At 70.4% G+C, this 493-nt stretch carries 1 protein-coding gene; it reads left to right on the top strand.

Going from position 1 to position 493, the window contains the following annotated elements:
* On the top strand, positions 1-493 hold a 493-nt coding region (locus RNC47_RS36350), incomplete at both ends, for an AMP-binding enzyme (protein WP_311605142.1).

The raw sequence follows: 493 nt of genomic DNA, 5'->3' as shown, positions 1-493 counted from the left end.
GGACTACTTCGAGCGAGCCGTGGTCAGCCGGGTCTACGGCTCCACCGAGGTGCCGGTGACCACCGTCGGCTCACTGGCACCCGGGGGCATCGAGCACGCCGCCGAGACCGACGGCCGTCCCGGCATCGCCGAGATCCGGCTGGTCTCCGGCGAGATCCGGGCCCGCGGCCCGCAGATGCTGCTGGGTTATCTGCACCCCGAGGACGAGATCGAATCCTTCGACCAGGACGGCTTCTTCCGCACCGGGGACCTCGGCCGATGGGTGGATGGCGACTACCTGCAGGTGACCGGGCGGGCCAAGGACCTCATCATCCGCAACGGCGAGAACATCTCCCCCAAGGAAGTCGAGGACCTCCTGGTCGGCCACCTCGGCATCGTCGAGGTGGCTGTGGTGGGCCTGCCCGATGACCGCACCGGGGAACGTGCCTGCGCGGTACTGGTGACTTCCGGCGGCCGGCGCCCCGACGTGACCGACCTGGGCCGGGTCCTGGCC

This window comes from Streptomyces millisiae (assembly GCF_031845425.1).
In the GTDB taxonomy this organism is placed as follows: domain Bacteria; phylum Actinomycetota; class Actinomycetes; order Streptomycetales; family Streptomycetaceae; genus Streptomyces; species Streptomyces millisiae.
This window is presented reverse-complemented; position numbering and strand designations above follow the sequence as displayed.